19 protein-coding genes and 1 pseudogene are annotated in these 24833 nt (G+C 73.4%); 13 read left to right on the forward strand and 7 right to left on the reverse strand.

What is annotated here, in order from left to right:
- Positions 1–150 precede the first annotated feature (150 nt).
- The 3 genes from Saso_RS08920 to Saso_RS08930 all read left to right on the forward strand — a co-directional run bounded on the left by Saso_RS08920 (position 151) and on the right by Saso_RS08930 (position 3267).
- Positions 151–519: a hypothetical protein gene (locus Saso_RS08920; RefSeq protein ID WP_189922486.1), complete on the forward strand. Its 369-nt coding sequence runs from the start codon at positions 151–153 to the stop codon at positions 517–519.
- A 116-nt stretch (positions 520–635) separates the two neighbouring features.
- Positions 636–2651 carry an FAD-dependent oxidoreductase gene (locus Saso_RS08925; RefSeq protein WP_189922484.1) on the forward strand — a complete coding sequence of 672 codons (2016 nt, stop codon included), beginning with the start codon at positions 636–638 and terminating at the stop codon, positions 2649–2651.
- Positions 2652–2682: 31 nt separating this feature from the next.
- Positions 2683–3267, forward strand: a complete 585-nt coding sequence (locus tag Saso_RS08930; protein WP_189922482.1) for a PadR family transcriptional regulator — start codon at positions 2683–2685, stop codon at positions 3265–3267.
- 230 nt (positions 3268–3497) lie between these two features.
- Here the strand turns inward: Saso_RS08930 and Saso_RS08935 are convergent, their stop codons facing one another.
- Both Saso_RS08935 and Saso_RS08940 read right to left on the reverse strand, forming a co-directional pair.
- Complete coding sequence (locus Saso_RS08935; protein WP_189922480.1) at positions 3498–4040, reverse strand: hypothetical protein; 543 nt, start codon at positions 4038–4040, stop codon at positions 3498–3500.
- Positions 4041–4248: 208 nt separating this feature from the next.
- Positions 4249–5256 carry a fibronectin type III domain-containing protein gene (locus Saso_RS08940; protein ID WP_189922478.1) on the reverse strand — a complete coding sequence of 336 codons (1008 nt, stop codon included), beginning with the start codon at positions 5254–5256 and terminating at the stop codon, positions 4249–4251.
- Between the two features lie 504 nt (positions 5257–5760).
- On the opposite strand from Saso_RS08940, the pseudogene Saso_RS08945 reads away from it, so the two are divergent.
- Positions 5761–6456 (forward strand): annotated as a pseudogene (locus tag Saso_RS08945) (glycoside hydrolase family 75 protein); the annotation flags it as partial.
- A gap of 418 nt (positions 6457–6874) precedes the next feature.
- Here Saso_RS08945 and Saso_RS08950 read toward each other — a convergent pair.
- From Saso_RS08950 to dhaK, 3 genes are all read right to left on the reverse strand, one after another.
- Positions 6875–7285: a PTS-dependent dihydroxyacetone kinase phosphotransferase subunit DhaM gene (locus Saso_RS08950; RefSeq protein WP_189922475.1), complete on the reverse strand. Its 411-nt coding sequence runs from the start codon at positions 7283–7285 to the stop codon at positions 6875–6877.
- Positions 7286–7292: 7 nt separating this feature from the next.
- Complete coding sequence (gene dhaL, locus Saso_RS08955) at positions 7293–7904, reverse strand: dihydroxyacetone kinase subunit DhaL (RefSeq protein ID WP_189922473.1); 612 nt, start codon at positions 7902–7904, stop codon at positions 7293–7295.
- Between the two features lie 87 nt (positions 7905–7991).
- Positions 7992–8984: a dihydroxyacetone kinase subunit DhaK gene (dhaK, locus tag Saso_RS08960; RefSeq protein WP_189922471.1), complete on the reverse strand. Its 993-nt coding sequence runs from the start codon at positions 8982–8984 to the stop codon at positions 7992–7994.
- 436 nt (positions 8985–9420) lie between these two features.
- Here dhaK and Saso_RS08965 point away from each other — a divergent pair, with 436 nt between their 5' ends.
- The 4 genes from Saso_RS08965 to Saso_RS08980 all read left to right on the forward strand — a co-directional run bounded on the left by Saso_RS08965 (position 9421) and on the right by Saso_RS08980 (position 14567).
- Positions 9421–10179, forward strand: coding sequence for a YqjF family protein (locus Saso_RS08965; protein WP_189922850.1), 759 nt, complete (start codon positions 9421–9423; stop codon positions 10177–10179).
- Positions 10180–10222: 43 nt separating this feature from the next.
- Complete coding sequence (locus Saso_RS08970) at positions 10223–10684, forward strand: RpiB/LacA/LacB family sugar-phosphate isomerase (protein ID WP_189922469.1); 462 nt, start codon at positions 10223–10225, stop codon at positions 10682–10684.
- 157 nt (positions 10685–10841) lie between these two features.
- Positions 10842–13226: a phosphoketolase family protein gene (locus Saso_RS08975; protein ID WP_189922467.1), complete on the forward strand. Its 2385-nt coding sequence runs from the start codon at positions 10842–10844 to the stop codon at positions 13224–13226.
- Positions 13227–13589: 363 nt separating this feature from the next.
- Positions 13590–14567: an ATP-grasp domain-containing protein gene (locus Saso_RS08980; protein WP_189922465.1), complete on the forward strand. Its 978-nt coding sequence runs from the start codon at positions 13590–13592 to the stop codon at positions 14565–14567.
- Here Saso_RS08980 and Saso_RS08985 read toward each other — a convergent pair.
- Positions 14551–16584, reverse strand: coding sequence for a PAS domain S-box protein (locus tag Saso_RS08985; RefSeq protein ID WP_229901301.1), 2034 nt, complete (start codon positions 16582–16584; stop codon positions 14551–14553). The genes Saso_RS08980 and Saso_RS08985 overlap by 17 nt on opposite strands.
- A 238-nt stretch (positions 16585–16822) precedes the next feature.
- Between Saso_RS08985 and Saso_RS08990 the strand changes: the two genes are divergently transcribed.
- Positions 16823–19207, forward strand: coding sequence for an ATP-binding cassette domain-containing protein (locus tag Saso_RS08990; protein WP_189922463.1), 2385 nt, complete (start codon positions 16823–16825; stop codon positions 19205–19207).
- Positions 19208–19358: 151 nt separating this feature from the next.
- On the opposite strand, the gene Saso_RS08995 is transcribed toward Saso_RS08990, so the two are convergent.
- Positions 19359–19724 carry a DUF6479 family protein gene (locus tag Saso_RS08995; RefSeq protein ID WP_189922461.1) on the reverse strand — a complete coding sequence of 122 codons (366 nt, stop codon included), beginning with the start codon at positions 19722–19724 and terminating at the stop codon, positions 19359–19361.
- Between the two features lie 147 nt (positions 19725–19871).
- Between Saso_RS08995 and Saso_RS09000 the strand changes: the two genes are divergently transcribed.
- The 4 genes from Saso_RS09000 to Saso_RS09015 all read left to right on the forward strand — a co-directional run bounded on the left by Saso_RS09000 (position 19872) and on the right by Saso_RS09015 (position 24788).
- Positions 19872–20291 (forward strand): four-helix bundle copper-binding protein, encoded by a 420-nt coding sequence (locus Saso_RS09000; protein WP_189922459.1) that lies wholly within the window; start codon positions 19872–19874, stop codon positions 20289–20291.
- A gap of 183 nt (positions 20292–20474) precedes the next feature.
- Entirely contained in the window at positions 20475–21653 is a 1179-nt protein-coding gene (locus Saso_RS09005) for an acyl-CoA dehydrogenase family protein (protein ID WP_189922457.1), read from the forward strand.
- Positions 21654–21662: 9 nt separating this feature from the next.
- Positions 21663–22508, forward strand: coding sequence for an oxygenase MpaB family protein (locus Saso_RS09010; RefSeq protein WP_189922455.1), 846 nt, complete (start codon positions 21663–21665; stop codon positions 22506–22508).
- A 57-nt stretch (positions 22509–22565) separates the two neighbouring features.
- Entirely contained in the window at positions 22566–24788 is a 2223-nt protein-coding gene (locus Saso_RS09015) for a serine/threonine-protein kinase (protein WP_189922454.1), read from the forward strand.
- The last annotated feature ends 45 nt before the right edge of the window (positions 24789–24833 follow it).

A 24833-nucleotide genomic window follows, 5' to 3' on the forward strand; every position in this document is an offset into this window, starting at 1 on the left:
CTCGGGGCCGGCCCCGGGAGGCGAAACGGCTCCCCTGGCCGGTCCCGTCCGCCGTTGGTCCCGCTCGGGAAGTGGTGCTTTTCTGGGGATGTGGCGCGGTTCGCGGGGAACCCGCACCTCCGCGCCGCAGCCACGAGAGGAGCGAGCACGATGGATCGCGAGCGACCGCACGAGGAGTCCGTCTCCGTCGAGATCAGCGGATGCAGCAAGGAGGACGCCCGGATCGTGTTCGACATGCTCAACGAGTGCTTCGAGTCCGACCGCGGCAGCGACGAGGTGCCGCAGCAGCTCCACGAGAGCCGCCCGATGGTGTGGATGGGCACCTTCGAGGTCACCGAGGCGCACGAGTGCGCCCGGCCGGCCCGGCTGTCGTCCTCGGTCGAGGCCGACGCCCAGGGCGGCTACTGGGCCATCGAGCGGCTGCGCGCGACGCTGGACTCGGTCTTCGAGGTGCGCGACCTCTCCTCGGCCTCCGGGGACCAGGAGCGCGAGCTGCACGTCCTGCTGGAGAGCCGGTGAGCCCGTCCCGCCGGTGACCTGCGGCACATGAGCCCGGCCCCATTGTGCAACTAGTTGCATAACCCGTGCGCGGTCCTCTAGAACTGGAGGGAAGACACCGCGCACGGAGGGCTGTCATGAGCCGATACCCGCACCTGCTGAGCCCGCTCGACCTGGGCTTCACCACCCTGCCCAACCGCGTCCTGATGGGCTCGATGCACGTCGGCCTGGAGGAGGCCGAGCGCGGCTTCGAGCGCATGGCCGCGTTCTACGCCGCCCGCGCACGCGGGGGAGTGGGCCTCATCGTCACCGGCGGCATCGCCCCCAACGACGAGGGGCGGCCCGGCGAGGGCGGCGCCAAGCTCACCACGGACGCGGAGGCCGAGCAGCACCGCGCGATCACCGAGGCCGTGCACCGCGAGGGCGGCCGCATCGCGATGCAGATCCTGCACTTCGGCCGGTACGCCTACCACCCGGACCTGGTCGCCCCCAGTGCCCTCCAGGCGCCGATCAGCCCCTTCGTGCCGCGCGAGCTCACCGACGCCGACATCGAGCGGACCATCGACGACTACGCCAGGGCCGCCCGCCTCGCCCGGCAGGCCGGCTACGACGGCGTCGAGATCATGGGCTCCGAGGGCTATCTCATCAACGAGTTCATCGCGGCCCACACCAATCATCGCGAGGACCGCTGGGGCGGCTCGTACGAGAACCGCACGCGCTTCCCCCTGGAGATCGTGCGCCGGGTGCGCGAGGCGGTCGGCGAGGACTTCATCGTCATCTACCGGCTGTCCATGCTGGACCTGGTGCCCGGCGGCTCGACCCTCGACGAGGTCGTCGCCCTCGCCCGGGCCGTCGAGGAGGCCGGCGCCACCATCATCAACACCGGCATCGGCTGGCACGAGGCCCGCATCCCCACCATCGCGACCTCCGTGCCCCGGGGCGCGTACACCTGGGTGACCAGGAAACTCATGGGCGCGGTGTCCGTGCCGCTGGTCACCACCAACCGCATCAACACCCCCGAGGTCGCCGAGCAGCTCCTCGCCGACGGCTGCGCGGACATGGTGTCGATGGCCCGCCCGATGCTCGCCGACCCCGATTTCGTGGCCAAGGCCGCGGCGGGCCGTCCCGAGGCCATCAACACCTGCATCGGCTGCAACCAGGCCTGCCTCGACCACACCTTCAGCGGCCGGATCACCTCCTGCCTCGTCAACCCGCGTGCCTGCCACGAGACCGAGCTGGTCCTCTCGCCGACCCGGCGGCGCAAGCGCGTCGCGGTCGTGGGCGCCGGCCCCGCGGGCCTCGCCTGCGCCGTCAGCGCGGCCGAACGCGGCCACGACGTCACCCTCTTCGACGCGGCGGGCGAGATCGGCGGCCAGCTCAACGTCGCCCGCAAGGTGCCCGGCAAGCAGGAGTTCGACGAGACGCTGCGCTACTTCCGCCACCAGCTCGACGCGCACGGCGTGGACGTACGGCTGAACACGCCCGTGGCCGCCGCGGACGTGGCCGGCTACGACGAGGTCGTGGTCGCCACCGGCGTCAGCCCCCGCACCCCCGACATCCCCGGCGTCGACCACCCGAGCGTCGTCGGCTACCTCGACGTCCTGCGCGACGGCGCGCCCGTCGGTGACCGGGTCGCGATCCTCGGCGCCGGGGGCATCGGCTTCGACGTCGCCGAGTTCCTCACCGACAGCGGCGACGGCGCGAGCGAGGACCCGGCGGCCTACTTCCGCCAGTGGGGCGTCGACATGGACTACCGGGGACCCGGCGGGCTCGCCGCCCCCGAGCGCTCCGCCCCGCCGCGCACCGTCCACCTCCTCCAGCGCAAGACCGGCAAGGTCGGCGCGGGCCTCGGCAAGACCACCGGCTGGATCCACCGCACCGAACTCAAGCACCGGGGCGTGACGATGGTCCCGGGCGTGCGCTACGACCGCATCGACGACGCCGGGCTGCACCTCACCGTCGGTGAGCACAGCACGGTCCTGGAGGTCGACACCATCGTGCTCTGCACGGGTCAGGACCCCCGCCGGGACCTCTACGAGGAGCTGCTCGCCGACGGCGTCAAGGCGCACCTCATCGGGGGTGCCGACGTGGCCGCCGAACTGGACGCCAAGCGCGCCGTCCAGCAGGGCACCGAACTGGCGGCGGCACTGTAGGGCCGTACCGGCCCGTCCCTAGGATGACTCCATGTCACTCCCGCACGCGATCCTCACCGCCCTGCTCGAGAGGCCCTCGTCGGGGCTGGATCTGACCCGCCGGTTCGACAGGTCGATCGGCTACTTCTGGTCGGCGACGCACCAGCAGATCTACCGCGAGCTGGGGCGGCTGGAGTCCGGGGGCCACATCCGGGCGCTGCCGACGGACGCCCCGGCCCGCGGGCAGAAGAAGGCCTACGAGGTGCTGCCCGCGGGACGGGCCGAACTCGCCCGGTGGACGGCGGCCGCCCAGGACCCCAAGCCGCACCGCGACGCCATGCTGCTGCGGCTGCGCGCCGCGGCCGTCGTCGGCACGGCGGGTCTGGAGGCCGACCTGCGGCGCCATCTCGACCTGCACCGGCGGCAGCTGGCCGAGTACGAGGAGATCGAGAAGCGCGACTTCCCGCCCGGCGAGGACAGCGCGCAGGCCAGGCTCCAGCACCTGGTGCTGCGTGCGGGCATCGAGCTGGAGACCTTCTGGACGCAGTGGCTCGCCGAGGCGCTCCGGGACCTGCCCGTGGTGCCGGAGGACACGGAGGGCACGGACGGCCCGGGGGACACGGAGCAGGCCGGCTGAGGCCGGCCGGCCCCGGCGGTGCGGGACCGGCCGCTGTGACCGCCGGGTCCGCCGGGTCCGCCGGATCGCCGGGTCCGCTGGGTTCGCAGGGTCCGCCGGATCGCCGGGATCGCCGGGTCCGCTGGGCCCGCCGGGATCACCGGGGCGGCGCGGCGACCGTCACCGGCCCCGGTCGTCGTGTCCCGAGCGTGCCGCGGGCCGCGTCTGTCCCCGTCGAGTGCCGCCGCCGGTCAGAGCCGGTACGGCTTGGAGCGGCGGCGCAGGAACCAGGCCGCCGCGATGACGCCCGCCCCGACCAGCGCCCCGCCCACGCCCATGGCGACGGGCCCGTAGTCGCGGGCCGCGCCGCCGAGGCCGCCCATGACACCCCGCGAGGGCGAGGCCGTCGGGGTCGGCGTGGGCGTCGGGGCGACCGGGGTGGAGACGATCACCGACTGCGTGCCCGCCGTGCTGCCGTTGGAGCACATGACGACGACGGTGTACGTGCCCGGGGAGACCCCGGACCAGGCGGCCGACTGGCTCGCGGCCGTGCCCGAGAGGGCGACCTGGCGCCCCTGGGCGAAGCTCGCCTGACCGCTGTTGAGCAGTGCCGCCGTGCCCCAGCTGCCGTTGATCTGGGTGCATGCGCTGGTCACGACCGAGACGGTGGAGCCGGTCGTGCTCACGGAGATGCCCGAGGTCCGGGCCACCGCGGGCTGGACGGCGAGGGCGAGCGGCAGGGCGGCGGCCGTCACGGTCAGTCCTGAGCGGACGAGGGAACGGGAAGTGCGCATCGCATGTCCTCCGGCGGCGGCACGGTTGGCGGTACATCCCTTGCGCCGCCGAAGGTCGGGTACGCCCGTGCTGCCTCAGGGGCAGCCAACGCGTCCCGGCCCCGCGCCGCACGCGGACCGCCCCCGACCAGGTGACACGTTCCTCCGGACGGCCCCCGGCGGGTCCGGCGGGCGGCCCGGTCCTGGAGACGGGACCAGGACCTGGATCTCACCCCCCGGTGCCGGTGCCCGCGGCGGTGCCCGCGCCGGGTCCCGTCGTCACCGTTCGTTCGGCCGACAACGCGCCCCAGGTGCCGTCCGGGAGCCGGGCGCGCAGCCGCACGCGGTGGACGGCGCCCTTCTCCCGCCCCACGTAGAAGCTGTACACCGCCTTCCCGCTGGGCGGGGTGGCGCCCCAGACCAGGGAGGTGGCCGGTGCTCCGTCGAGCTGGATCTGGTACTCGGTGACGACGCCGTCCACCTGGGGCGCACCCCACGACAGGTCGATGTAGTACGCCCCGTCGGCGAGGCGGGTGACCGCCCGGAAGCCGGTGGGCGCGGTGCCCGCCCCCTCGTCGCCGCCCCGGGCGGTGGTCAGGCGGACGGGCGGACCGGCGGGCGAGACGTTGTCGGCCGCGTCCCGGGCCCGCACGGTGAACGCGTAGCGGACGCCCGGGCGCAGCCCGGTCACGACCGTCGCCGTCTGGTTCCCGCCGACGCTGTGGATGCGCACGCCGCTCTGCCAGACGTCGTACGACACCACCGCGCGGTCGTCCGTGGACGCCGACCAGGACAGTTGTACGGCGCGGCTCCCGACCGCCCGGCCGGTGACGGAGCCCGGCGGGGTCGGGGGCGAGCGGTCCGCGGCGGCGGCCGCCGGTGTCGTGGCCCGCGCCTCGCGGCTGGGCGGTCCGAGCCGTCCGTCGCCGTCCCGGGCCCGCACGGTGAAGACGTAGGCCGTCGACGGCGCGAGACGGACCACGTCCAGCATGTGCGCGGTGCCGGGCACCTCCCCGGCCTTCTCGGTCCCCCGGTAGACCTCGTACGCGCCGACCGCCGGGTCCGCGGCGACCGCGTTCCACATGACGTGCACGCTCGTCGCGCTCCCGGCCCGGGCGGTGACCCCGGCAGGCGCGCCGGGCGCCCGCCCCTCGTCCCGGCTCCCGCCGCTCGGACACCCGGTGCACAGCGCGGCCACCAGCCCGCACAGCACCCACCGCAGCACAACGCGTCGCACGGCTTCGCCTCCCGGCCCGGCACGGCGGCAATGGTCCGGACCAATATGCCGCGGTGTCACGCACACATCAAGAGGGCGGCCGGGGCCCGGGCGTCCGTGCCGGACGGTTACGTATGCTGAAGGTCCTCGCGGCCGAACTCGCCTCACGTGAGCGCGAGTTCGAGCCGGTGGCGCGGACCGCTGTCGTCGCTGATCCCGCGCCGACGAGCGGCCGGGGGTCCCGGGCCGGACCGGTCCTCGGGGCCCCCGGCCCCGCCCCGCCGACGACCCCCGTCCGGCCCCGCCCCGCCGACGACCTCGTCCGGCCCCACGGAGCCGCTCGCAGCCGGCCGTCGTCCCGCCGCGGTGGCCGCACCGGCGGGCAGGCCGCGGAGCCGTCCCGAACGCGTGCCCCGTACGCGGGACCCGGTGCTCCGTACGGCCCCTTCCGAAGTGGCCCGGGAGTGCGTCCGACACCAGATTGTCCAGAGTGTCTGCCCATGTCCCCCACGAGAGGTCCGTATCGTGCGCGCCCAGTCGCTGACGCTGGCCGCGGCCGGCCTTGCCCTGCTGGCCCCGACCGCCCCACTCGCAGCCCCGCACCCGTCCGTGGGAGCCGCCGGGGCCGCGGCACCCCGGCGGGAGGGTTCGGTCCGCGCCGCCGACCTGCTGGCCCGGGTCCGTGACTGCACCGAGGTGTCCCGCGGCCGCTACCGGGCCGACGACGGCACGCCCGCCACCATCCCGGTCTGCGGCACCGACGGGGCGGTGTTCTGGAAGGCCGACATGGACATCGACTGCGACGGCCGCCCGGGCGTGGAGTGCAACAGCCGCACCGACCCGCTGTTCTCCGGCGCGACGGCGTACCAGCAGTCCGACGGCCGCTATCTGAGCGCCGAGACCCTGCCGTACATCGTGGTGCCCGGGGTCAGCGACATCTGGGACCACCGTGACCACGGGGTGCACGGCGGATCGGTCGCGGCCGTGGTCTACCGGGACCGGGTGCAGTACGCGGTCGTCGGCGACACGGGACCGACCGGGATCATCGGCGAGGCGTCGTACGCCACCGCCAAGGCGCTGGGCATCCGGCCCGACCCGCGCGGCGGCGGAACCCCGTCCGGCGTCACGTACATCGTCTTCAAGAACTCCCGCGCGACCCCCATCGAGAGCCACGCCTCGGCGGTGGAGGTCGGCGAACGCCTCGCCAAGCAGTTCGTGCGCGCCACGAAGCAGGAGACCCGGCCCCCGCAGGCGCCGGCGGACGAATGGGCGCCGAACGGGCTCACCGAGCCGCCGCGGGCCGAGGGCGGGACCGGTACCGGGGACAGCGGCGCCGCCGTCCCCGAGGACGCCCGGACCCCCGTCGAAGCGCCGGACCCGGGGACGGACCAGGCGGCCACCGGCGACGACGGCACCCGCGACGACCAGGACGCCCCGGCGGCCCCGGAGACCGAGGACGAACCGGACGACGCCACGGACACGGGCGACTAGGCCCTTTGGGACGTCCCTCGGACGGACGCCGTCCCCTGGACGGACGCCGTCCCCTGGGCGCACGGCGTGGCCCGGAAGGACGGTGTCTCCCGCGAGGACGGCGTCGCCCGGACCGGCCCGCGGCCCGGGCGACGCCGTCCTCGCCGCCTCACACCTTTCGGTAGTCGTAAGCCTCCGCGGCCGCCGCCTGGACCGCGTCGAGGTCGGCGCCGGTGGCCGCCGTCACCACCGCGGCCACCGCGCCCTCGACGAACGGGGCGTCCACCAGACGGGCGCCGTCGGGCAGCTCGTCGCCCTCCGCGAGCAGCGCCTTCACCGTGAGGACGGCGCTGCCCAGATCGGCGAGGAGCACGACCCCGGCACCCCGGTCCACGGAGGCCGCCGCGGCGGTGATCAGCTCGGCGCTCGTGCCCAGCCCACCGCCCTGCGTACCGCCCGCCGGGGCGACCGGCACGACCGGGCCGCCGCCCACGAGCCCCCGCGCCAGGTCCGCCACGGCCTCGGCGACCGCCGCGCTGTGCGACACCAGCACGATTCCCACCAGCTTCTCGTCGCTCATGAGTGCCTCACTCCCCGGCGGTGTCGGCGCCGGCGTCGATGAGCGCGGCGATCAGCAGCGCCGCCGAGGTGGCACCCGGATCCTGGTGCCCGATACTGCGTTCGCCGAGGTAACTGGCCCGGCCCTTGCGCGCCTGCAACGGTGTCGTCGCCTCCGCGCCCTGCTCGGCGGCGGAGCGGGCGGCTTCGAAACCGGCGGAGAGGGCGTCGACGGCCGGCACCAGCGCGTCGATCATGGTCTTGTCGCCGGGTGCCGCGCCGCCGAGCTGCATCACCGCGTCGACGCCCACGCGCAGCGCCTCGGCGAACCGCGTCTCGTCGACCTCGGCCGCGTCCCCGAGATCCTTCCCCGTGCGGCGCAGCAGCGTGCCGTACAGCGGACCCGAGGCACCGCCGACCGTCGATATGAGCTGGCGTCCCGCGAGCACCAGCACGGCGCCGGGCGTCCCGGGGTCCTCCTTCTCCAGAGCCGCCCGCACCGCGGTGAAGCCCCGCCGCAGGTTGCTGCCGTGATCCGCGTCCCCGATGGGTGAGTCGAGGGCCGTGAGCCGGTCCGCCTCGCGGTCGACGGACGCGGCCGTCGCGGTCATCCAACGACGGAAGAATTCGGCGTCGAGCACTGGATCTCCTTGCCTGGTCGGTACGTTCGGAGCGCCTGTCCCAGTCCGTGTCACGGTTGCGGCGTCGCCCGGGGCGCCGCCGGTCCCTCACACGCCCCAGCGCAGTCCCGCGGTCCGCACCGGCGCGTCCCACAGGCGCAGCAGTTCCTCGTCCACCTGGCACAGGGTCACCGAGGCGCCGGCCATGTCGAGGGACGTCACGTAGTTGCCGACGAGGGTGCGCGCGACGGCGACCCCGCGCTGCGACAGCACACGCTGCACCTCGGCGTTGAAGCCGTAGAGCTCCAGCAGCGGTGTCGCGCCCATGCCGTTGACCAGGACCAGGACGGGATTGCGCGGTGTCATGTCGTCCAGGATCGCGTGGACCGCGAAGTCGGCGATCTCCCCGGAGGTCATCATCGCCCGCCGCTCACGTCCCGGTTCGCCGTGGATGCCGACGCCCAGCTCCAGCTCGCCGGAGGGCAGGTCGAAGGTCGGGCTGCCCTTGGCGGGGGTCGTGCACGCGCTGAGCGCCACGCCGAAGCTCCGGGAGCTCTCGTTGACCTGCCGGGCCAGCGCCTCCACCCGTTCCAGCGGCTGTCCTTCCTCGGCCGCCGCTCCCGCGATCTTCTCCACGAACAGCGTGGCGCCCGTACCGCGCCGGCCGGCCGTGTAGAGGCTGTCCGTCACGGCGACGTCGTCGTCGACCAGGACCTTGGCGACCTGGATGCCCTCGTCCTCGGCCAGCTCGGCCGCCATGTCGAAGTTGAGCACGTCGCCCGTGTAGTTCTTGACGATGAACAGCACGCCCGCCCCGCTGTCCACGGCCGCCGCGGCCCGCAGCATCTGATCCGGTACGGGTGAGGTGAACACCTCGCCGGGGCAGGCGGCCGAGAGCATGCCGGGTCCGACGAACCCGCCGTGCAGCGGCTCGTGCCCCGAACCGCCACCGGACACCAGGGCCACCTTTCCGGCCACTGGAGCGTCCCGCCGCAAGATCACCCGGTTCTCGACGTCGACGGTCAGCTCGGGATGGGCGGCGGCCATTCCGCGCAGCGCGTCCGCGACCACGGACTCGGGGACGTTGATCAGCATCTTCATCGGTACCTCCAGGTGGGGCCGGCGGATGTGCCCTCCCCCCGATTTTCGCAACCCGGGGCGGGGCGGGCCAGTCAGCGACGGCGTCCGTACGGACCGTGCGGTAAAGCTGCTCCCGGCAGTATCCGCGCCGGGACGGCCGTGGTCACGGGTACGGACGTGGCGCCCGCTCACGAAGACGACCCCGACGGGCCCCGCGGGCGCGCCCGCTCGGGCGGTCGTGTCCGTCCGCGGGCACGGGGCCGTCCGGGGGTTCGCGGGGAGACGGGGCGGGCGACGGGCCTGCGGGGAACCGCCGGAACCACAGCCCGCGGCCCCCCGTCCGGCGACACGGCCGCAGCGCCGCGAGCGACGTGGCCACGGCCACAGGCCCCCGGCATGTCGGTGCGGGCACCGGCCCTGTGATACTGGCCCGGTGCCGACACCGCAGCCGCAGGCCATGGTTCCGGATCCCATCACGCCCGACGCGCCGGACCTCATCGCGCGTCCCCTGCTGACCCAGTCCTGGCTCGACCTCGCCTTCGTGCACTGGGCGGCGGACCCCGCCGAGGTGGCCGGTCTGCTGCCGCCGGGAACCGTCCCGGACACCCTCGACGGGGTGACGTACGTCGGTCTGGTCGCGTTCCGGATGCACCGCGTCGGATGGTTCCGTCTCCCGGGCGTTCCCTACCTGGGCTCGTTCCCCGAGACGAACGTGCGCCTCTACTCGGTGGACGCGCAAGGGCGCCGCGGGGTGGTCTTCCGTTCGCTCGACGCCTCCCGGCTGCTGCCGGTGACGGTGGCCAGGATCGGCTTCCGGCTGCCCTACGTGTGGTCCCGGATGGCGATCGAAGCCGACGGCGACACCGTCACGTACACCAGCCGCCGCCGGTGGCCCGGACCGCGGGGGGCCCGCAGCCGGCTGACCGTGCGGGTGGGCGGACGGATCGGTGAACCCAACGCGCTGGAGCACTTCCTGACCGCGCGCTGGGGCATGCACAGCGCCTTCTTCGGCCGGCCGATGTACCTGCCCAACGCCCACCCGCGCTGGCCGCTGCACCGGGCGGAACTCGTGACGTGCGAGGAGGACCTCGTGGTGGCGGCGGGACTGCCGAAGCCGGCTGCGGAACCGGTGAGCGTCCTGTACTCGCCCGGCGTCCCGGTCCGTTTCGACCGTCCCGCGCCCCCGCACCGCCCGGCCGGCATCCCGACCCCCTGACCGCCCGGTGCTCCCGGCCCGTTTCCTCAGTAGGCTCGCCGGCATGCGGATCTCCGTCTCCTCGGACATGGACGAACCAGTGGCCCGCGCGCTCGTCGCGGAGCTGCGCGGACGCGGTCACGACGTGGTGCCGCACGGCGCGCTGCGGCCCGGCGACGATCCCCGGTGGGCGGTGTGCTCGGAGGTGGCGGCCCGGGACGTGGCCGACGGGACCTCGGAGCAGGCGGTGGTGTGCTGCTGGACCGGCACCGGCGCGTCGATCGCCGCCAACAAGGTGCCCGGTGTCCGGGCCGCGCTGTGCGCCGACGCCTACACCGCCGACGGCGCCCGCCGCTGGAACGACGCCAACGTCCTCGCCCTCAGCCTGCGCCTGACCTCCGAGCCCCTGCTGAAGGAGATCCTCGACGCCTGGTTCGCCGCCGACGCGGGCGGCGACGCCGAGGACCGGAGCAACGTGGCCCACGTCGACGGCCTCGACGCCGCCCGCCCGCGCCCGACTGCATAGGCCACAGGCGGGTACCGGGCCGGCGCCCCCCTTACGGACGGCTTCGCTCGTCCGTATGGGTCGCTCGGCCCCGCCGGGTACCCGGCCGCCGGGAGAGGGTGGGCAGGTACGGACCGGCCCGTACCCCCGAGCGGCCCGATCCGGAAGGGAACCCGAGATGTCCGTCGACCCGCAAGTGACGTCCGTCCCGCTCAGCGACGACGAGGTCAGGACGCTGCACGCCCACTGGCGCGCCGCGAACTACCTCGCCGTCGGGCAGATCTACCTCATGGCCAACCCGCTGCTCACCGAGCCGCTGCGGCCCGAGCACGTCAAACCGAGGCTGCTGGGCCACTGGGGGACCTCACCCGGGCTGAACCTGGTCCACACGCACCTCAACCGCGTCATCCGCCACCGCGACCTGAACGCGCTGTGCGTCTGGGGCCCCGGCCACGGCGGTCCCGCGGTCGTAGCGAACTCCTGGCTGGAGGGCTCCTACACCGAGACGTATCCGGACGTGACCCGCGACGCGGCCGGCATGGCCCGTCTGTTCCGGCAGTTCTCCTTCCCCGGCGGCATCCCCAGCCATGTCGCACCCGAGACGCCCGGTTCGATCCACGAGGGCGGCGAACTCGGCTACGCGCTCTCGCACGCCTACGGCGCCGCCTTCGACAACCCGGACCTCCTCGTCGCCTGCGTGATCGGCGACGGCGAGGCCGAGACGGGGCCGCTGGCCGCTTCCTGGCACTCCGACAAGTTCCTCGACCCCGTCCACGACGGGGCGGTCCTGCCGATCCTGCACCTGAACGGCTACAAGATCGCCAACCCCTCGGTGCTGGCCCGGATCCCCGAACCCGAACTCGACGAGCTGCTGCGCGGCTACGGGCACGACCCGATCCACGTCACCGGCGACGAACCGGCCGCCGTCCACCGCGCGATGGCACAGGCCATGGACACCGCCCTGGACCGGATCGCCGCCTTCCAGCGCGCCGCCCGCGAGGAGGGCTCCGGCGAGCGCCCCCGCTGGCCGCTGATCGTGCTGCGCACCCCGAAGGGCTGGACGGGCCCCGCCCATGTCGACCGGCTGCCCGTCGAGGGGACCTGGCGCGCCCACCAGGTGCCGCTGTCCGCCGTCCGTGACAACCCCGACCACCTGCGCCAGCTGGAGGCCTGGCTGCGCTCCTACCGGCCCGAGGAGCTCTTCGACGCCCACGGCGCTCCCCGCCCGGAGGTGCTCGCCTGCGTCCCCGAGGGGATCCGCCGCCTCGGCGCCACCCCGCACGCCAACGGCGGGCTCCTGCTGCGCGAACTGCCGCTTCCCGACCTGGACGCGCACGCCGTCCCGGTCGACAAGCCGGGCACCTCCCGGCACGAACCCACCGCCGTGCTGGGCGGGTTGCTGGAAGACGTCATGCGCGCCACCTCCGAGCGGCGGGACTTCCGTCTCGTCGGACCCGACGAGACCGCCTCCAACCGGCTCCAGGCCGTCTACGGCGCCACCGGCAAGGCCTGGCAGGCGCAGACCCTCCAGGTGGACGAGAACCTGGACCGGCACGGCCGGGTGATGGAGATCCTCTCCGAACACACCTGCCAGGGCTGGCTGGAGGGCTATCTCCTGACGGGTCGTCATGGTCTGTTCTCCTGCTACGAGGCGTTCGCGCACATCGTCGACTCGATGGTCAACCAGCACATCAAGTGGCTCCGCGTCACACGCGCGCTGCCTTGGCGCGCCCCCGTGGCCTCCCTCAACTACCTGCTCACGTCGCATGTCTGGCGGCAGGACCACAACGGCTTCTCCCACCAGGACCCCGGCTTCGTCGACCACATCCTGAACAAGAGCCCCGAAGCCGTCCGGGTCTATCTCCCGCCGGACGCCAACACCCTGCTGTCGGTGGCCGACCACGCCCTGCGCAGTCGCGACTACGTCAACGTGATCGTGGCCGGGAAGCAGCCCTGCTTCGACTGGCTGAGCATGGACCAGGCGCGCGTGCACTGCGCGCGGGGCGCCGGAGTGTGGGAGTGGGCCGGCACCGAGGACGGCACCCGCGAACCGGACGTGGTGCTGGCCTGCGCGGGGGACGTGCCCACCCAGGAGGTGCTGGCCGCCGCCCAGTTGCTCCGCCGCCACCTGCCCGACGTCGCCGTACGGGTCGTCAACGTCGTCGACATCGCCCGGCTGCTGCCGAGCGGCGAACACCCGCACGGTATGGGCGACTTCGAGTACGACGGACTCTTCACCACCGACCGGCCGGTCGTGTTCGCCTACCACGGCTACCCCTGGCTCATCCACCGCCTTGCCTACCGCCGGACCGGCCACAGGAACCTGCACGTGCGCGGCTACAAGGAGATCGGCACCACGACCACGCCGTTCGACATGGTCGTCCGCAACGACCTCGACCGCTACCGCCTCGTCATGGACGTCATCGACCGCGTCCCCGGTCTCGCCGTGCGCGCCGCCGCGGTGCGCCAGCGGATGGAGGACACGCGACTGCGCCACCACGACTGGATCCGGGTCCACGGCACCGACCTCCCCGAGGTCACGGAGTGGGTCTGGAACGGCTGAGGCGGCGGCCCGCCCGGGACGGGACAGGGCGCACGGACGGGGGCGGACGGCGCAGAGGAAGGGGCAGCGGGCGGACCGTCGTGCGCCCTGGTGAGGCGTCCCGCCCGGTGCTTACAGTGGTCGGCCGGCCCTGCACGCGGATCAGGCGGGGCGAGTCCCACCCCCGTGGTCACCAGGCGTCCCACGCGTCCCCGTCCTTCCTCCGGTACCCCCGCGGACCCGGCACGGCTCCGCGCACCGGAGCGGTTCCCGGGGCGACGGGCGCGAGACCACCCGCGCGACAGGCACCATCCGTGACACCGCTCGGGCCGTGTGAGGGCCGTCCGCGGTACGAGCGCGCGTCGTGAGCCACTGGAGGCCGCTGTGTACCGACCGTGCATCGCCCTGATCGCCGATCCCACCTCGCCCGAGGGCTGCCGTGAATACCTCGCCGACGCCGTGGAACTGCTCACCGGCGCCCCGCCCGTCCGGGTCGACTCCCGGCACTTCGCGACCGGCGGCACCGGCCGCGGGGTCCTCGACGGCGGCCGGTTACGGCTCCAGGTGCCCGAGGAGCGGCTGGACTTCGTGCCCGACGTCGTCCTGCTCTACGAGATCCCGCCGCACCACAGGAGCGCCCTCGCCGGCTTCCAACTGCTCCTGGAGCGCCACGACGTGGTGACGCTGGCCGCCGGTCCCGACGCCTGGCGGACCGCGACCGAGAAGAACCTCACCGTCGAACGCTTCCTGCGGGACGGCGTGCCGCAGATGGAGACGGCCGTGCTGTCCCGGCCCACCGCCCGGGAGGCCGGCGAGGTGTTCGACCGGCTCGGCCGCGACACCTGGGCCCGCCCCGTCGTCGGCACCGGCGGCAACGACACCTTCCACGTCACCACCCCCGCCCAGCTGGCGGACGCCGCCGTCTACTACGCCGAGCGGGGCACCGACTGGCTCCTGTCCCGTGACGCCGGGAACATCACGGCCGAAGGGCTGCGCCACCAGTTCCGGGTCTTCGTCCTGGGCGACCGTGTCGTGCACGCCCGCGAACACCTCCAGCCCGCGACCGACACCCCCTGCAACACCTGCCAGGGCGCCACCGCCGTCCATCTGACACCGGCGCAACTGCCCCCGCGGCTCGCCGAACTGGCCGTCGCGGCCACCGCGTCGGTCGGCCTGCCGTTCGCCGGGGTCGACCTGGCCGCCGAGAACGGCGGGGTCGTGTTCGAGGTCAACGTCCAGCCCGCCTTCGTCGACGGCGAGCTGGAGATGCGGGCGGTGGCGGTGCCGTACGTCCAGGCACACCTGGACGCCTTCGCGCCGGCCGCCGTCCGCCCGCACCGGGGGCTCACAGCTTCAGCGTGAACCAGGTCGTCTTGCCCTCGTCCGTCGGCCGGACCCCCCAGTCGGCGGCGAGGTGACGGACCAGGAGCAGGCCGCGGCCCGACTCCGCGTCCTCCACCGCCTCCCGCGGCTGGGGAAGCTGCGGGCTGCGGTCGCTGACCTCCACGGTGAGATCGGTGGCCGTGCGGTGCAGGTGCAGGCCCACCGGTCCCTCCGAGTGCTGGACGGCGTTCGTCAGGGTCTCCGACAGCAGCAGGAGCGCGTCGTCCGCGGTGTCCGTGCAGTTCCACGAGGTCAGGGCCTTGTGCAGAAAGGCGCGTCCCTCCGGCACGGAGGCCGGGGTGGCCGGGAACTGGGTCGTGACGGCGGCCAGCGGCGCGGCCGGCAGCTGCGCGAGCAGCAGGGTGACGTCGTCGTTGTGGCCCTCGGCGTCAGGCAGCAGCTTCGCGAGGACCTGGTCGGCCGCCGCCTCCAGGCACGGCGTTCCGTCGAACAACTCGTTGAGCAGCAGGGTGAGTTCGCCGATCCGCACCTCGATGTCGCTGCCCGGGGTCTCGATCAGGCCGTCCGTGTAGAGGACCAGGGTGGCGCCCGGCGCTATCTCCGAGCTGCACTCCTCGAAGAGGATGTCGCCGACCCCGAGCGGCGCGTTCACCGGACAGGGCAGCGGGCGGATGCCTACGTCCGCCCCGGCGACCAGCACCGGCAGATGGCCCGCCGAGCACACCGTCACCGTGCCGGTGTCCGGTGCGATCACGAGGTAGCAGCAGGTGACGAGCTGGTCGGGGACGTCGAGGTCGGCGACGCAGGTGTCCAGTGCCCGCATCAGCTGCCGCGGCTGCATCCCGGTCTTGGCCAGCGCGTGCGCGGCCGACCGCAGCTGCCCCATCACGGCCGCCGCCTCCAGGCCGCGGCCCATGACGTCGCCTATCAGCACACCGACCCGGTCGGCGCCCAGCGGGATCAGGTCGAACCAGTCGCCGCCCACGCCCGCGCCCTGGGTGGCCGGCCGGTACCGGCTCGCGGTGGCCAGACCCGGCAGGGCCGGCGGGGTGCCCATCAGACTGCGCTGAAGGGTCAGGGCGATGTGCCGCTGCTGTTCGTACAGGACCGTGAGCTCGGCCTCCGCGCGCTTGCGGTCGCTGATGTCCCGCACGATCGCGCAGGCCCCGACCACCCGGCCGTTGGTGTCCCGGGTCGGCCACAGCGTGACGTCGACGTCCAGCAGTTCCCCGGAGCTGGTCAACCGCAGCGTCTCGTAGTGCTCGACCTTCTCGGCGTGCCGCAACCGCTTGAGCAGCACCCGGACCTCGCCGCGCAGTTCGGGCGGGGCCAGCATCGACACGTGCCGGCCGATGGCCTCCTCGGCCGTGTAGCCGTACAGGCGCTGCGCGGCCGCGTTCCAGTAGGTGATGTACCCGTCCAGCGTCTTGGCGAGGATCGCGTCCTGCGACGACTCCACGAGGGCGGCGAGCTCGTTGATCCGCGCCTCGGCCGCCTTGCGGTCGCTGACGTCGCGCACGGCCGCCGACACCAGCAGACCGTCGGCGGTCTCCAGCGGGCTCAGGCTGATCTCGACGGGGAACTCGGTGCCGTCCTTGCGCAGCCCGTGCAGTTCGAGTCCGGCGCCCATCGGGCGTACCTGGCGGTTGGTCGTGTATCCGCTGCGGTGCGCCGTGTGCTGCGCGTGGAACCGGTGAGGGATCAGCAACTCGACCGGGCGGCCGAGCAGTTCCTCGCGGCCGTGCCCGAACAGGGCCTCCGTCTGGGCGTTGACGAGTCTGATGATGCCGGTGTCGTCGACGATGACCATGGCGTCCGGCGCCGCCTCCAGCAGGCCCCGGAACCTCTCCTCGGCCCCGCCGACGGAGTCCCGCAGCTGGGGCGCTCCGCAGCCGCACCGTTTCTGCTGAGCCTTCTCCTGGCCTATGTCCTGGCCCTTTTCCTGGGCCTTCTGCTGCCCGCCCCGCTTCGTGGTGCCCGCCCCCGCCCCCGCCCCCGCGCGGCGCACCGGTTCCGCCCGCATCACGTCGGCCATCTTCCACCTCATCCCGCACGACGAATCAGACCATCTCAGCGCCTCCGGGGACCGCGCGCCTCGCGTTGTCGTTTACTGTCCGCGGCCTGTCCGAAGCTGAACGCGACCGTGCCCATCAGAATTCGAGAAGCGCCGTCCTGGGGGTCCCGGCTAGCGTGGCGTCGATCAGAACGAGCCAGCCGACGGCAAAACCGCGCGAACGGTCCCGGAGACAGCCCGAAAGGCAGATGGAGAGACGATGAGCATGGCCCGCAGGACGGACACGCCGTCCTCGCAGCACGTCGCCGACAGCCACGACCTGATCAGGGTGCACGGGGCGCGCGAGAACAACCTCAAGGACGTCAGCATCGAGATCCCGAAGCGCCGTCTGACGGTGTTCACCGGCGTCTCCGGCTCGGGCAAGAGCTCACTGGTCTTCGACACGATCGCCGCCGAGTCGCAGCGGCTGATCAACGAGACGTACAGCGCCTTCGTCCAGGGCTTCATGCCGACGCTGGCCCGGCCCGAGGTCGACGTGCTCGACGGACTGACGACCGCGATCATCGTCGACCAGCAGCGGATGGGCGCCGACCCGCGCTCCACCGTCGGCACCGCCACCGACGCCAACGCGATGCTGCGCATCCTGTTCAGCAGACTCGGTGAGCCGCACATCGGCCCGCCCACCGCCTACTCCTTCAACACGGCCTCGGTACGGGCGAGCGGCGGCATCACCGTCGAGCGCGGCGCCAAGAAGACGGTGAAGGCGACCTACTCCCGCACCGGCGGCATGTGCGTGCGCTGCGAGGGCCGCGGCACGGTCTCCGACATCGACCTCACCCAGCTCTACGACGCCTCCAAGTCCCTCAACGAGGGCGCGCTCACCGTCCCCGGCTACAGCATGGACGGCTGGTACGGCCGTATCTTCGGCGGCTGCGGCTTCTTCGACCCGGACAAGCCGATCTCCGGGTTCACCGAGCGGGAACTGCACGACCTGCTGTACAAGGAGCCGACGAAGATCAAGGTCGACGGCATCAACCTGACCTACGAAGGGCTGATCCCGAAGATCCAGAAGTCGATGCTGGCCAAGGACATCGACGCGCTCCAGCCGCACATCCGGGCGTTCGTCGAGCGGGCCATGACGTTCACCACCTGCCCCGAGTGCGAGGGCACCCGGCTCAGCGAGGGCGCCCGCTCGTCGAAGATCAAGAAGGTCAGCATCGCCGACGCCTGCGCGATGCAGATCAGCGACCTGGCCGAGTGGGTCCGCGACCTCGACGAGCCGTCGGTGGCCCCCCTGCTCACCGCGCTGCGGCACACCCTCGAGTCCTTCGTGGAGATCGGCCTCGGCTACCTCTCGCTCGACCGCCCGGCGGGCACCCTGTCCGGCGGCGAGGCGCAGCGCGTCAAGATGATCCGGCACCTCGGCTCCTCGCTCACCGATGTCACCTACGTCTTCGACGAGCCCACCACGGGCCTGCACCCGCACGACATCAGCCGGATGAACGACCTGCTGCTGCGGCTGCGGGACAAGGGCAACACGGTCCTCGTCGTCGAGCACAAGCCGCAGACGATCGCGATCGCCGATCACGTCGTCGACCTCGGCCCCGGCGCGGGTTCGGCGGGGGGCTCCGTCTGCTTCGAGGGCACCGTCGAGGGCCTGCGGGCCGGTGACACCGTCACCGGGCGGCACCTCGACGACCGCGCGGCGGTCAAGGAGAGCGTGCGCAAGCCGACCGGAGCACTGGAGATCCGCGGTGCTTCGGCGCACAACCTGCGCGATGTCGACGTGGACATCCCGCTCGGGGTGCTGACCGTCGTCACCGGTGTCGCGGGCTCGGGCAAGAGCTCGCTCGTGCACGGCTCGATCCCGGCCGGTGAGGGCGTCGTCGCGGTCGACCAGGGTGCGATCCGCGGATCGCGCCGCAGCAACCCGGCGACCTACACCGGACTGCTCGACCCGATCCGCAAGGCCTTCGCCAAGGCCAACGGCGTCAAGCCGGCGCTGTTCAGCGCCAACTCCGAGGGCGCCTGCCCGACCTGCAACGGCGCGGGCGTCGTCTACACCGATCTGGCGATGATGGCCGGTGTGGCCACCACCTGCGAGGAGTGCGAGGGGAAGCGGTTCCAGGCGGCGGTCCTCGAATACCGCTTCGGCGGCCGCGACATCAGCGAGGTGCTCGCGATGCCGGTGGCCGAGGCCCTGGAGTTCTTCGGCGCGGGCGAGGCGGCTACGCCCGCCGCGCATCGCGTGCTGACCCGGCTCGCCGACGTCGGGCTCGGCTACCTCAGCCTGGGCCAGCCGCTCACCACCTTGTCCGGCGGCGAGCGGCAGCGGCTGAAGCTGGCCACCCACATGGCGGAGAAGGGCGGTGTCTACGTCCTCGACGAGCCGACCACCGGCCTGCACCTCGCCGACGTCGAGCAGTTGCTCGGCCTGCTCGACCGGCTGGTCGACGCGGGCAAGTCGGTCGTGGTGGTGGAGCACCACCCGGCGGTGATGGCCCACGCCGACTGGATCATCGACCTCGGCCCCGGCGCGGGGCACGACGGCGGCCGGATCGTCTTCGAGGGGACGCCCGCCGATCTCGTCGTTGCCCGCTCCACCCTCACCGGCGAACACCTCGCGGACTACGTCGGCGCCTGAAGGGGGCGCCCCGGCGGACAGTGCTCCGGGCTCCCGCGGGCGAGGGGACCGCGGCCGTGCGCGGGTCGGGGCCGAAGCCGGAGCGGGCGGGGCGTCGCAGTGGTGACGCCCCGCCCGCCCGGCTCCTCCCTTCGTCCCGCCGCGTGGCGGCTCAGTGGGAGCCGAGGCCGCCCCCGCCGAAGGATCCGCTGCTGCCGGGGCTCCAGCGCCGCCGCTTCTTGTCCGCGCTGGTACGCGTCTGCATGTTGGTCAGTTCGTACGGAGTGAGCGGGCGGCCGCCCTCCGGTGTCTGGGGTACCTCGTCGGGTTCCCGGTTCTCGCGTATCTCGTGCACCGCGCCCCCGGGCGGCAGATGCGGCTGCTCGTCGGGGCGGGGCCGGGCCGGCTCGCGCGACTTCACCCGCGTCCCCAGCCAGAAGCTGCCGCCCAGCACGGCCAGGAGCGCAATACCGACCACGAACATCCCGAGGCTCAGCAGACCGCTCGCGGCGGCCATCTGCATGCTTGAGGTACTCATATCACCTCATTACCCCACAAATCCGGCGCGAACCGGACACCTGATGCCTGTGACTCTCCGTCGGCGGCCTCTCGCGCGGGGCGACCGGATCCGCCCGTGGCCGGGCCTCACGGGTTTCGTGCCGGTCCGCCCGGCTACCCGTTCGGTATGACTTCGGCGACATCCCGGACGTATCAGACGCATCAGGCATACGAGTCGTACCAGACCTCGCAGCGCGAGCTCTTCCAGTTCCTGGAGGACCGCTTCGCGTGCGCCCAGGCGTGCACGGAGTGCGCGCGGGAGTGCGCGCTGCGGGCGAGCCTGGTCGAGCCCGGCGGGGCCGAACAGCAGGAGCTGCTGCGCCGCAAGGGCATCATGTGCGCGGAGGTGTGCGACGCGACCTGCCGCGTGCTCTCCGAGGACAACCGCCTGGACGAGGCCGGCATACGCGCCCAGCTCGAGTGGTGCCGCACCGTCTGCCTGGAGTGCGCCCACGTCTTCGACAGGCACCCCGGAGCCGAGAGGAGCGCGGCGGCCTGCCGGGCGTGCGCCGAGGCCTGCACGGAATTCATGGCCACACTGGCCTGAACGGCACCCGCCCCAACCGGCACCCGCCCGAGCCGGTACACGCCGGAGCCGACACCCGCCGGGGCCGGCACGCATGGCCCCGGCGGCCGGGTTCCGGTCGGTCCGCGTTCGGCATTCCCAATTTCTGCAACGCGTTCTACCGTGTGCGCCGTCAGGACCGGCCTTGGGGAGCCAGGAGGCGCCGTGCACCTCGACCACACGCCCGAACAGCTGCGGCTGCGCACCGAACTGCGCGCCTACTTCGCCGAGTTGGTGCCGCACAACGCGTACGCCCGGCACATCGACCCGGTCGCCGCCAAGCGTTTCTACCGCAAGACGATCCGCCGGCTCGGCGCGGACGGCTGGCTCGGCGTCGGCTGGCCCGAGGAGTACGGCGGCCGCGGTCTCACCCCGACCGAACAGTTCGTCTTCTTCGACGAGGCCGCCCAGGCCGGTGTGCCGCTGCCGCTGATGGCGCTGAACACCGTCGGACCGACGATCATGCGGTACGGCACCGACGAACAGAAGGCGTACTTCCTGCCGAAGATCCTCGCCGGGGAGATCGACTTCGCCATCGGCTACAGCGAACCCGACGCCGGGACCGACCTGGCCGCCCTCAAGACACGCGCGGTGCGCGACGGCGACACCTACGTCGTCCGCGGGCAGAAGATCTGGACGACCAACGGCGACACCGCCGACTGGGTCTGGCTCGCCGTGCGCACGGACCCCGACGCCCCGCCGCACAAGGGCATCACCATGCTGCTCGTGCCGACCGACGACCCGGGATACTCCTGCACGGTCATCCGCACCCTCGCCTCGCACGACACCACCGCCAGCTACTACGAGAACGTACGCGTCCCGGTCTCCCGGCGCGTCGGCGCCGAGAACCAGGGCTGGCGGCTGATCACCAACCAGCTCAACCACGAGCGCGTGACCCTCGCCGCCCACGGCACGATGGCGATCCGCGCCCTGCACGACGTGCAGCGCTGGGCCACGGAGACCAAGCTCGCCGACGGCCGCCGGGTGGTCGACCTGCCCTGGGTGCGCCGCCGGCTCGCCCAGGCCCATGTGAAACTCGACGCCCTCAAGCTGCTCAACTGGCAGATGGTCGCCGCCCTCCAGAACGGCACCCTGACCCCGCAGGACGCCTCCGCGGTCAAGGTCTACGGTTCGGAGGCCCGCCGGGACGCTTACGCCTGGCTGATGGAGGTCGTCGCGGCCCCCGGCGCGCTCCAGGAGGGCTCGGCGGGCGCGGTGCTGCACGGTGAGCTGGAACGCGGCTACCGGTCCGCCGTGATCTTCACCTTCGGCGGCGGCAACAACGAGATCCAGCGGGAGATCATCTCCTGGATAGGCCTGGGGATGCCGCGGGTACGGCGTTAGCCTGCCGGTATGAAGGCCGATCCGGGGCTTTTCGGTCCGCAGAGCGTGACCTGGCAGATGCACGGCGACCCGATGATGTGGGTCGCCGGGGTGCGCGCGCTGTACCTCCAGGCGCTGCACCCGCGTGCCGTGCGCGGGGTCACCCAGAACTCCGACTTCCGGCGCGACGCCTGGGGGCGGCTGCTGCGCACCGCCGACTTCGTGGGCACCTCCACGTACGGCACCACCGAGGCGGCCGAGAAGGCCGGTGCCCGGGTCCGCAGGATCCACCGCCTGCTGTCCGCGACCGATCCGGACACCGGGGAGCGCTACGGCGTCGACGAACCCGCCCTGCTGCTCTGGGTCCACTGCGCCGAGATCGACTCCTACCTCCACGTCCTGCGCCGCTCCGGCTACCCCCTCACCGACGCCGCGGCCGACCGCTACCTCGCCGAGCACCGGGCCGGCGCCCGCCTCGTGGGGCTCGACCCCGGCACCGTCCCCGGCGACCGGGCGGCCATGCGGGCGTACTTCGAGAAGGTGCGTCCGGAGCTGGCCGCCGGGCCCGAGGCGCGCGAGGTGGACGACTTCCTGCGGCGGCCGCCGGTGCACCCCCTGCTCGTTCCGGCGCGCGCCCTGCTGTGGCAGCGGGTGGCGCACCTGGCGTACGCCTCCCTGCCGCCGTACGCCCACGAGTTGTACGGCAGAAGGGCCCCGCGACCCGAGGTCGTGACCAGGCAACTGCGCGTCACGGGAGCCCTGCTGCGCGGTGTTCCCGCACGTCTGCGGTGGCAGCTGCCGCCCAAATACGTTCTGCGGGCGATGGCCAGGCTCGGCCCCGAAGCTCGGCCGGACCCGTTCAAAGTCGGGCGATAGGGCGTCATACTGGGCCGCCGGGGGAGGGCCGGAAAGCAACGGGGGCGGCGGCGCATCATGGCGGAGAGCAGGCTGATCCAGGGCCGGTACGAACTGCTGGACCTGATCGGGCGCGGTGGCATGGGCGAGGTGTGGCGGGCGCGGGACGAGTCACTGGGGCGGCAGGTCGCCGTGAAGTGCCTCAAACCGATCGCCCCGCACCACGACCCGTCCCACGGACGCGTCCTGCGCGAGCGGTTCCGGCGCGAGGGCCGGGTCGCCGCCTCGCTCCAGCACCGGGGCGTGACCGTCGTCCACGACTTCGGCGACAGCGACGGCGTCCTGTTCCTGGTCATGGAGCTCCTCGACGGCAGCAACCTGTGCCAGCTGCTGGACGACAACGAGCGCCGGCCCCTGCCCGTGGCCGACGTCGTGGAGATCGCCGACCAGGTCGCCGCCGCCCTCGCCTACACGCACCGGCAGGGCGTCGTGCACCGCGACCTGAAGCCCGCGAACATCGTGCGGCTCGGCGACGGCACGGTGAAGATCTGCGACTTCGGGATCGCCCGCCTCGGCCACGACATCGGCTTCACCTCCCGGCTCACCGGCACCGGCATCGCCATGGGGACCCCGCACTACATGTCGCCGGAGCAGATCGGCGGCGAGGAGGTCGACCAGCGCAGCGACCTGTACTCGCTGGGATGCGTGCTGTACGAGATCGCGACCGGCACGCCGCCCTTCGACCTGGAGGACCCCTGGTCGATCCTCGTCGGCCACCGGGACACCCCGCCCACCCCGCCCCGCGAGCACCGGCCCGACCTGCCCGAGCACCTCGAGCGGATCATCCTGGACCTGCTGGCCAAAGAGCCCGGACAGCGCCCGCAGGACGCCCGTGACATCGTCCTGCGCGTCGCCGCGGGTCGTGCCGCGCCCGCGTACGTGCCGACCCTGGTGAGCCATCGGCCCGACGTCCCGCAGGCCGGGACCGGGACCGGCCGTGAACCGCGGCTGCCGTCCTGGACCCGGGGCATGACCACGGGACTCAAGGCCGCCGGAGCGCGCGCCACGCTCCCGGACGCGGCCCTGACCGGCGAGTGGATACCCCGTCCGGTGCTCGGCGCGGTCCCGGCCGCGCAGGCACCGGATCCGCCGTCCCCGCAGGCGCTCGCGGCCCTCACCGCACGGCACGGCGGCGGACTCGCCCTGGGGCGGCTCGGCCGCTGGGCCGAGGCGGGAGAGGTGTACCGCGCCGTCGCCGCGGAACGCGCCCATCTCCTGGGCGCGGACCACCCCGAGACGCTCGCCAGCCGCCACGAGGTCGCCTTCACCCTGAGCCGCACCGGCCGCGCCGCCGACGCCCTGCGCGAGTACCGGCACGTCGCCGCGGCCCGGACCCGGGTGCTCGGGGCCGACCACGCCGACACCCTCGCCACCCGCCAGGAGATGGCGTACGTGCTCGGCCGGCTCGGCCGCCACTTCGACGCCCACCAGGAGTACCTCTCGGTCCTCGCCGCCCGGGTGCGCACGGCCGGCCCCGACCATCCCGACACCCTGCGCTGCCGTCACAACCTCGCCTTCAACCTGAGCAGGCTCGGACGGCTGGAGGAGTCCCACCGGATGGCGAGCGAGGTGGCCCTCGCGCGGGCCCGCGTCCTCGGGCCCACGCATCCGGACACGCTGGTCACCCGGTACGAAGTCGCGTACGCCCTGGGGCAGCTGGGCCGCTGGCCCGAGGCCCTCCAGACCTACCGCGAGGTCGCGGCGGCCCGTGCGCGGGCCCTCGGCCCCGACCACCCCGACACGCTCGCCGCCCGCTACGAGACCGGCATCAGCCTGGGCCGCCTCGGTCGCAGCGCGGAAGCGCTGGATCTCTACCGGGACCTCGTGGCCGACCGGACCCGCATCGACGGCCCGACGCACCCCGAGACCCTGCGGGCCCGTCACGGACTGTGCGTCAACCTCGGGCGGCTGGGCCGTTGGGAGGAGGCCCTCGCCGAGTCCAGGGACGTGTGCGCGATCCGCGAGCGCGTCCTGGGCGCCGACCACCTCGACACGCTCGTCAGCCGCCGTGAGGTCGCCGTGGGCCTGGGCTGGCTGGGCCGCTGGGGCGATGCCCTGACCGAGTACCGGAAGGTGTCGACGGCCCGCGAACAGGTGCTGGGCGCCGACCACCCTGACACCCTCACCGGCCGCGACGACGAGGCGCACTGCCTGGAACAGCTCGGCCGGGGACCGGAGGCGGCCGAGCTGTACCGCAGGGTGGCGGTGCTGCGCCGGCAGCGGGCGGCCGGGGGAGCCTAGGGGGTGTCCGGCACATGCCCGCGGCGCCGCGCGAGCCGGGCGGAC

The organism is Streptomyces asoensis (genome assembly GCF_016860545.1).
Taxonomy (GTDB): domain Bacteria; phylum Actinomycetota; class Actinomycetes; order Streptomycetales; family Streptomycetaceae; genus Streptomyces; species Streptomyces asoensis.